Genomic DNA, 9,252 nt, shown 5'->3' with positions numbered 1-9,252 from the left:
ATTTTCTTTAAAGCGAGTAATTAATTGCTCATAATCTTCTTTATGTTTTAATTCTACTCCGACTAATGCTGGACCATTTTCCTTATTATGTTTCTTAATATACTCAAAACGAGTAATATCATCTTCTGGCCCTAATCCTTTATCAAGAAATTCTCTTAACGCGCCTGAACGCTGTGGGAATTCAATGATGAAATAATGCTTTAACCCTTCATAAATGAGAGATCGTTCTTTCATTTCTTGCATTCTATCAATGTCATTATTTCCACCACTTAATGTGCATACAACTGTTTTATCTTTAATTTCATCCCTGTATAAATCAAGTGCTGCAATAGAGAGTGCACCAGCCGGTTCAGCTACAATCGCATTTTTCTTATACAGTTCTAAAATCGTCGTACAAACTTTCCCCTCTGGTACTAAAACGATGTCATCAATTACATCTTTACAAGTTTCAAAAGTTAACTTTCCTACCTTTTTAACCGCTGCCCCATCAACAAAACTATCTATTTTCTCTAATGCGACATTATCATTTTGAAGAAAAGCCTCTTTCATAGATGCAGCTCCCATCGGTTCTACACCAATAACCTTTGTAGTAGGACTAACACCTTTTACATATGTACCAACACCTGATGCTAATCCACCACCGCCGATTGCCGCAAAGATATAATCAACCGGTTTCTCCATATCATGCATAATTTCAACTGCCACTGTCCCTTGACCAGCAACTACATACGGATCATCAAACGGATGAACAAATGTCATTCTATTTTCTTCACAATAACACTGTGCTTCTTGGAAAGAGCTATCGAATGTATCACCAACTAATACAATCTCTGCGAAATCACCACCGAAAAATTGTACTTGTGATACTTTTTGTTTCGGTGTTGTTGTGGGCATAAATATTTTCGACGGAATCTTCAATAAATTACATGTATAAGCAACTCCTTGCGCATGATTACCAGCACTTGCACAAACAACACCGTTTTGTAACTTTTCTTTCGGTAAACTTTGAATCAAATTGTATGCACCACGAATTTTGAAAGAGCGAATTAATTGTAAATCTTCTCGTTTTACATAAACGTCACAATCATATTTCTCAGATAAAACTGTATCACGTTGTAACGGTGTTTTAATAACGATATCTTTCATGCAATTATGAGCCATTAAGATATCTTCAATTTTCACTCTCTCCTTTACCTTTTGCACCATTATATATCATCCTTATCTTTTTTAAATTGGCTCAATCAAAATGTGGGATTTTCAGAACAGCCCCTGTATTCGCCGATGTTACCATTTGTGCATAACGTCCAAGCCAGCCAGTTTTCACTTTCGGTTCTGGTCGTTTCCATTCTTTTTTACGCTTATCTAATTCCTCATCACTCACTCTTACTTCTAGCAAGCGTTCTTCAACATCAATACATACAATATCCCCTTGTTCAAGAAGTGCGATCGTTCCACCAGCTGCTGCTTCTGGTGAAATATGTCCTACTGAAATTCCACGTGAAGCTCCAGAGAAACGTCCATCCGTTAATAATGCAACCTCAGCACCTAATCCCATTCCAGCAATTGCTGATGTTGGTGCTAACATTTCTGGCATACCAGGGCCACCTCTTGGTCCTTCATAACGAATGACAACTACATCTCCTTTTTTCACTTTCCCAAGCATAATGCCAGCAAGTGCCTCATCTTGTGAATTAAAAATAACGCAAGGTCCTTCAAAACGCTTTACCTCTGTTGCACCGCTTTTAATAACCGCTCCATCTTTCGCAAGGTTGCCTTTTAATATACGCAATCCTCCTTCCTCACTATGAGGGTTTTCAAGAGAGTGAATAACTTCCTTATCTTTAATCTCTGCCTCAGCAATATTTTCTCTTAATGTTTGCCCCGTAGCAGTTATTCGATCAAGATGAAGTACTCCTTCTTTCCGGCTCATCTCTTTCAAAATTGCACTAATCCCGCCCGCACGATCAATATCTTCCATATGCCAATTGGAAGCAGGGCTTACTTTACATAAATGTGGTACACGTCTTGAAACGGCATCAATACGGTTCATATCGTAATCTAATCCAGCCTCTTGCGCGAGCGCCAATGTATGCAACACTGTATTTGTTGAACCGCCCATCGCCATATCAAGCGCAAACGCATCATCAATTGCTTCTTCCGTTACAATGTCTCTTGGTTTAATATCTCTTTCAATTAAAATTTTCAATTTCTCTGCTGCCTGTTTAATTAACTCTTCACGTCTTGGATCAATTGCTAAAATACTCCCGTTACCAGGAAGAGCTAAACCTAACACTTCACATAAACAATTCATAGAGTTCGCGGTAAACATACCCGAACAAGAGCCACAAGATGGACAGCCATGATCTTCAATATCTTTTAATTCTTCTTCTGAAATTTTCCCAGATTGATAAGCTCCTACTCCTTCAAAAACGGAACTCAGATCAACAACTTCTCCTTTAGATGTTTTTCCTGCTGCCATTGGGCCGCCTGAAACAAACACAGTCGGAATATTAATACGTAGTGCAGCCATCATCATACCTGGTGTAATTTTGTCACAGTTTGGAATACAAATCATGCCGTCAAACCAGTGTGCATTTACAACCGTTTCTACTGAATCTGCAATTATTTCACGACTCGGAAGAGAATAACGCATACCGATATGTCCCATCGCAATACCATCGTCAACTCCAATTGTATTGAATTCAAATGGTACCATACCCGCCGCACGAACTGCCTCTTTTACAAGTTTCCCAAACTCGTTCAAGTGTTTATGCCCTGGAATAATTTCAATAAAAGAATTACAAATCGCTATGAAAGGTTTATCAAAATCTTCATCTTTCAAACCAGTTGCTTTTAATAAACTACGGTGCGGCGCTTTATCAAAACCTTTTTTAATCATGTCACTTCTCATCTTGTCAAATCCCCTCTTACATATTTTTCATTTATACTCTCTCACTCTATTTCTTTACTAATTCTTTCGGTGCATGAATCCAACTCATCATTTCACGAAGCTCTGCCCCCACTTTTTCTAATTGATGATTTTGTTCTGCTTTTTTCATTGCGTTATACGTCGGACGCCCTGCTTGATTTTCTAAAATCCATTTCTTCGCAAATTCACCTTGCTGAATTTCTGTCAGAACACGCTTCATTTCCTTCTTCGTTTCATCTGTAACAATTCTCGATCCTGTTACATAATCTCCAAATTCTGCCGTATCTGAAATAGAATGGCGCATATTCGTTAATCCACCTTCGTACATTAAGTCAACAATTAGCTTTAATTCATGCAAACATTCAAAGTATGCAATTTCAGGACGATATCCACCTTCCGTTAACGTTTCGAACCCGGCCTTCACAAGTGCAGTTACCCCGCCGCAAAGTACAGCTTGCTCACCGAATAAATCCGTTTCGGTTTCTTCTTGGAATGTCGTTTCAATTACACCCGCACGTGTACAACCTACACCTTTTGCATACGCTAATGCTACATGTAGCGCTGTTCCCGTCGCATCTTGATGCACTGCGACTAATGCCGGAACACCATTTCCTTCTTGATATACACGGCGAACGAGATGACCTGGACTTTTTGGCGCAACCATTGCTACATCTACGTAACTTGGCGGATTAATTTGGCCGAAGTGAATGTTAAATCCATGTGAGAAAAGTAACATTTGTCCTTCACGGAGATTCTCTTCTACTTCTGATTTATATACATGTGCTTGCTGTTCATCTGGCAATAACATTTGTACAACTTGTGCGGTTCGAACCGCTTCTGAAACAGACATTACTTCAAATCCATCTGCTTTTGCTACTTCATACGATTTACCAGGTCTAACACCAACTACAACTTCCACACCTGAATCACGTAAATTTTGTGCCTGCGCATGCCCTTGAGATCCATAACCAATTACCGCAACTGTTTTCCCTTGTAATAACTCTACATTTGCATCTTTCTCATAATACGTTTTCATACTCCATACACCCCTTATAATTTATTTACTTGCAGTACATCAATTAATTTTTTCAACTGACTAACAAGTAATGTCGCTTCATTTTCAGTACAAACTGCTGTGAGTTTCATTTCAGAAACGCCACTCGTATCTCTTTCGTTTAAATGTAAAGAAGAAATATAATAGCCACGCCGAGCAAAAATTCCACTTATACGTAATAAGACACTTGGCTCGTTATGAATAACGAGTGAAAAAGTATGACTCATTCTTCCCACCTCTTCATAATCATTTCGTTATTCCCTTTGTTTGGCGGAACCATCGGAAATACGTTTTCACCTTCTTCTACACAAAAATCAACTACGACAGGACCTTCGTGAGCAAATGCTTCTAACACCACTTGTTTCGCCTCTGTTGAATTTGTCGCCCTTAATCCCTTCACTCCATAAGCTTCTGCCACTTTCACAAAATCTGGTGAGCCAATTTTTGACTCTGATAAACGATTTTCATAAAACATTTCTTGCCATTGCCTTACCATCCCTAAAAATCTGTTATTTATAATAAATACTTTTACAGGGATGTTATTTTCAGCAATTGTTTGTAGTTCTTGAATGTTCATTTGAAAAGAAGCATCACCTGCAATACAAACGACGAGTTCTTCTTCTTTTGCAAGCTGAGCACCAATTGCCGCTGGGAACCCAAACCCCATTGTTCCTAATCCTCCAGAGGTAAGGAACGTCCGAGGTTTTCTTGCTTTATAGAAGTGAGCAGCCCACATTTGATGCTGTCCTACTTCTGTTGTGACAATCGCTTCACCATTCGTTAATTCACTTACTAAGTTGATCACATGCTGTGGTTTTAACTCAGATTCTTTTTGCTTATAAGAAAGTGGATATTCTTCTTTCCATGCCTTTACTTTCTGAAGCCATTCATCTGTTTGTGTATAAATAGACATATGTAACAACATGTGTAACGCTTTTTTCACATCACCAACAATCGGATGCTCTACAGTTACATTTTTATGAAACTCAGAAGGATCAATATCAATATGTACTTTTTTCGAGTGCGGAGAAAAAAGTTCTAATTTCCCTGTTACACGATCATCGAAGCGAACACCTAATGCAAGTAGTAAATCACATTCTGTTACCGCCATATTAGCAGCGTATGTCCCATGCATACCAAGCATCCCTAGAAACAATGGATCTCCCGGTGGATATGCACCAAGTCCCATTAAAGTTGAAACGACTGGAATACGGTTCTCCCTTGCGAATTCGAAGAGTTCATCGGATCCACCTGAATGAATGACACCTCCTCCAATATAAAGAAGTGGACGCTTTGATTTTGAAATTGCTTTAGCCACCTCTCTAAGTTTCATGCTGTCTGGTACAAGTTCTGGTTTGTACCCCGGAATATCAACTTCTTCATTAAAGAAACTGGTGACTTTTGCATTTTGAACATCTTTTGGAATATCGATTAATACTGGTCCCGGTCGTCCGCTTTTGGCGATGTAAAAAGCTTCTTGCACAATTCGTGATACATGATTTACATCACGAACTTGGTAATTATGCTTCGTAACAGGTACTGTAATTCCGACAACATCCGCTTCTTGAAATCCATCTTTACCAATTAAAGGCGTTGCAACTTGGCCGGTAATGACAACTAAAGGAATCGAATCCATATAAGCGTCTGCTAAGCCCGTAACTAAATTTGTCGCCCCTGGGCCAGAGGTAGCAAAGACTACCCCGACCTTCCCAGAAGCTCTCGCATATCCTTCAGCCGCATGAATGGCAGCTTGTTCATGACGAGTTAAAACATGTTTCAAACCACTTTCGTATAACGCATCGTATACTGGTAAAATCGCTCCGCCTGGATAGCCGAAAACGGTCGTTACACCCAATTTCTTCAAACCTTGAATCACGTGCCCAGCGCCTGTCATTTCTTCACACTGTAACTTCTCATACGCTGTATACTGCTGCTTCATTTCAATTAACTCCTCTCCTTATTTATGCTAAGCTTTCCGTCAGCCCGGGAACACGTACTCCTCTTTCTCTCGTTAATTTTTTAAATTCTTCGGTCAATTGTTTCGTTACACTTCCTGGTTTCCCATCTCCAATTTCTCTCGAATCAACTTTTACAACTGGAATTAACTCCGCTGCTGTTCCTGTTAAAAATACTTCATCCGCTACATATACGTCATGGCGAGTGAATGGTCTTTCCTCACACGGAATACTCAGTCGTTCACATAGCTCGATAACACTATTTCTCGTAATACCTTCTAATGCCCCTAAATAGGATGGCGGGGTTAATACTTTTCCATCTTTCACAACGAAAACATTATCGCCAGAACCTTCACAAACATATCCTTGTTGATTTAACATAAGAGCCTCTAACACTCCTGCTTGTGCCGCCTCAATTTTTACAAGTACGTTATTTAAATAATTCATTGACTTAATACGTGGATCTAACGCGTCTGGCGTATTACGTCTTGATGCAACAGATACAACGCTTAGCCCATTATCATAAAATTCTTGTGGGAATAACTTTAATTGTTCTGCAATGATAATTACGCTCGGCTTCACACAACTTCTCGGATCGAGTCCTAAGTCACCTTTTCCTCTTGAGACAATTAAGCGAATATAAGCATCAGCGTATTCATTTTTTTGGAGTGTATGTAAAACTGCTTCTTCCATTTCTTCTACCGTCATTGGAATTGTTAGTAAAATAGATTTCGCTGATTCATACAATCGTTTCACATGTTCTTTTAAACAAAATACATTTCCTCCGTAACTACGAATCCCTTCAAATACACCGTCTCCGTATAAAAAACCGTGATCATACACTGAAACAACTGCCTTTTCTTTTTCTACAAATTCCCCATTCATGTAAATGTACTGGTTTCCCATCTCACATCGCTCCTCTTTTTTCTCTATTTTTGCAATCTATTTCTACATCGATTGCTGAGATGAGTAATTTTAACAGAATATTCAGTATATAAACCTTAAAAATATACTCGTCTCAACAATCGATTACTTACATACTTGTAGCAATCCATTGCTGAGACGAGGGAATCGTGGTACCACTCAGCTTCCTTATACTTCTCACGAAATATAATCTCTGCAAGTCCAATTAGACTTTTGTTTTTCTATCGGGAACAACCCCGCTACTTTTTACTAGTTTTCAAAAGTAGTGCTCCAAGGTGATTTTCAATGAGTGAATTGTTACCACCCTCACAGCCTCGGGGCAGCTCTCTGAAACAATCTTTATCATTTACTCTCCTCTTCTACGCATTCTCTTCTTCTATTTTTAAAAATAAAAACTCTCGCCTCAGCAATCAACTACTACAATTTAGTAGCTTTGATTGCTGAGGCGAGAGTTTCGCGTTACCACTCAGCTTCCTTATACTTCTCACGAAATATAAGCTTTGTAGGTCCAATCAGACCTCCGTCCTTTTACCGGAGACGATGCCGCCGCCCTCTACTCAGTTTCCCTTTCGCAAGCGATGCTCCGAGGTGATCTTCAATGATTCGATTGTTACTACCCTCACAGCCTTGGAGTAGCTCTCTGAAACGATCATAATCATCTACTTTCCTCTTCTTTGCATATACAACATATAAAGTTAGAAAATTCTTAATTAACTTTTATTTGTTACACGTATTATAGGACGTTGTTCTTTTCGTTGTCAACATGTTTTCTCAAAAAAATCAAAATTCATTCTATTTATTTTTTCTCAAATCAAAATTGGAATGCATTACTTACATACACTCATATATTACTTAAGTATGTTTGCATTACTACATAAAGAAAAACTTATAAAGTTTATGAGGAGATGAGGAAACTATGTTAAAAGGGAAAGTAGCGTTAGTTACAGGAGCAAGCCGAGGAATTGGACGAGCGATCGCTAAACGTTTAGCAAATGACGGTGCATTGGTTGCTGTTCATTACGGTAATCGAAAAGATGACGCTGAAGAAACTGTTCATGAAATTCGATCAGATGGTGGCCAAGCTTTTTCTATCGGCGCAAATTTAGAATCCTTACACGGTGTAGAAAACCTTTATAACGCTTTAGATACTGAATTACAAAAGCGCACTGGTGAAACACAATTTGATATTTTAATAAACAATGCTGGCATTGGTCCTGGTGCTTTTATTGAAGAAACGACTGAACAATTTTTTGATAGAATGTTTTCAGTAAATGCAAAAGCACCATTCTTTATCATTCAACAAGCACTGCCACGTTTACGTGACAATAGCCGAATTATTAATATTTCATCCGCTGCCACCCGCATTTCTTTACCTGATTTTGTTGCATATAGTATGACGAAAGGCGCTATTAATACAATGACTTTTACGCTAGCAAAACAGCTTGGAGCACGAGGAATAACGGTGAATGCAATACTTCCAGGATTTATTAAAACAGATATGAATGCAGAACTCTTGAGCGACCCGATGATGAAGCAGTACGCTACTACTATTTCCGCTTTCAATCGCTTAGGTGAAGTAGAAGACATTGCCGATACTGCTGCATTCCTTGCTTCTCCAGACAGCCGCTGGGTAACTGGACAATTAATTGATGTGAGCGGAGGATCTTGTTTATAAAAAACATATATTTTCAAATCTTTTTTATTGCGCAATAAAACAATTTATATAATACTATATAAAACATATACATTTAGGAGGATTACAGCAATGTCCGAAAAAACATACGAACTCGCAACCTTCGCAGGCGGTTGCTTTTGGTGCATGGTAAAACCATTTGATGAACTTCCTGGTATTCATAAAGTACTTTCTGGCTATGCAGGAGGTCATGTAGAAAATCCAACATATGAACAAGTAAAAGCTGGAACATCTGGACATTTAGAAGTTGTTCAAATTACATTCGATCCTTCTATTTTTCCTTATCAGAAATTACTAGACTTATATTGGCCACAAATCGATCCAACTGACGATGGCGGACAATTTTTTGACCGTGGTCCATCTTATCGTACCGCTATTTTTTACCATAACGAAACACAAAAAGGGCTTGCTGAAAAATCAAAACAAGCTCTTACAGAAAGCGGTATGTTTAAAGATCCAATCGTGACTGAAATTCGTCCTGCTGCACCTTTTTACGCAGCAGAGGAATACCACCAACATTTCTATAAAAAGAATCCAGAGAAATATGCTACTGAGCAAAAGGAATCTGGTCGTGAAGACTTTATTAAAGAAAATTGGCAAAAAAAATAATAAAAACGCATCGTGTTTTTTTAATACGATGCGTTTTTATTTTTGATAAAAGTACCATACAATTAACAGAACAATTGCTGTTAGTGAC

8 protein-coding genes and 1 other annotated feature are annotated in these 9,252 nt (G+C 38.5%); of the genes, 2 read left to right on the top strand and 6 right to left on the bottom strand.

The window, feature by feature from the left end:
• The 6 genes from ilvA to ilvE all read right to left on the bottom strand — a co-directional run.
• The coding region (gene ilvA / locus ACQGS6_RS18095) for a threonine ammonia-lyase IlvA (protein ID WP_426965381.1) at positions 1-1,206 on the bottom strand (1,206 nt) is incomplete at its 3' end.
• Between the two features lie 31 nt (positions 1,207-1,237).
• Positions 1,238-2,911, bottom strand: a complete 1,674-nt coding sequence (ilvD, locus tag ACQGS6_RS18090; protein WP_001255817.1) for a dihydroxy-acid dehydratase — start codon at positions 2,909-2,911, stop codon at positions 1,238-1,240.
• A gap of 46 nt (positions 2,912-2,957) precedes the next feature.
• Positions 2,958-3,965 carry a ketol-acid reductoisomerase gene (ilvC, locus tag ACQGS6_RS18085; RefSeq protein WP_000861136.1) on the bottom strand — a complete coding sequence of 336 codons (1,008 nt, stop codon included), beginning with the start codon at positions 3,963-3,965 and terminating at the stop codon, positions 2,958-2,960.
• Between the two features lie 14 nt (positions 3,966-3,979).
• Positions 3,980-4,210 (bottom strand): ACT domain-containing protein, encoded by a 231-nt coding sequence (locus ACQGS6_RS18080; protein WP_000019916.1) that lies wholly within the window; start codon positions 4,208-4,210, stop codon positions 3,980-3,982.
• Positions 4,207-5,922 carry an acetolactate synthase large subunit gene (ilvB, locus tag ACQGS6_RS18075; protein WP_000813474.1) on the bottom strand — a complete coding sequence of 572 codons (1,716 nt, stop codon included), beginning with the start codon at positions 5,920-5,922 and terminating at the stop codon, positions 4,207-4,209. The genes ACQGS6_RS18080 and ilvB overlap by 4 nt, the downstream gene beginning before the upstream one ends.
• A gap of 22 nt (positions 5,923-5,944) precedes the next feature.
• Positions 5,945-6,844 (bottom strand): branched-chain-amino-acid transaminase, encoded by a 900-nt coding sequence (gene ilvE, locus ACQGS6_RS18070; protein ID WP_000528156.1) that lies wholly within the window; start codon positions 6,842-6,844, stop codon positions 5,945-5,947.
• Positions 6,845-6,993: 149 nt separating this feature from the next.
• Positions 6,994-7,233 (bottom strand) — a binding site (T-box leader).
• A 545-nt stretch (positions 7,234-7,778) separates the two neighbouring features.
• Between ilvE and ACQGS6_RS18065 the strand changes: the two genes are divergently transcribed.
• The gene (locus ACQGS6_RS18065) at positions 7,779-8,537 is read left to right on the top strand and encodes an SDR family oxidoreductase (RefSeq protein ID WP_000911808.1); all 759 of its coding nucleotides are present in this window, start codon (positions 7,779-7,781) and stop codon (positions 8,535-8,537) included.
• A 90-nt stretch (positions 8,538-8,627) separates the two neighbouring features.
• Positions 8,628-9,164: a peptide-methionine (S)-S-oxide reductase MsrA gene (gene msrA, locus ACQGS6_RS18060; protein ID WP_001291887.1), complete on the top strand. Its 537-nt coding sequence runs from the start codon at positions 8,628-8,630 to the stop codon at positions 9,162-9,164.
• The last annotated feature ends 88 nt before the right edge of the window (positions 9,165-9,252 follow it).

The sequence above is a fragment of the Bacillus sp. GMs2/2 genome (assembly GCF_050172095.1).
GTDB classification, from domain to species: Bacteria; Bacillota; Bacilli; order Bacillales; family Bacillaceae_G; genus Bacillus_A; species Bacillus_A cereus.
The sequence above is the reverse complement of the archived record's forward strand: the minus strand, read 5'-3'. Positions and strand labels throughout refer to the sequence as shown.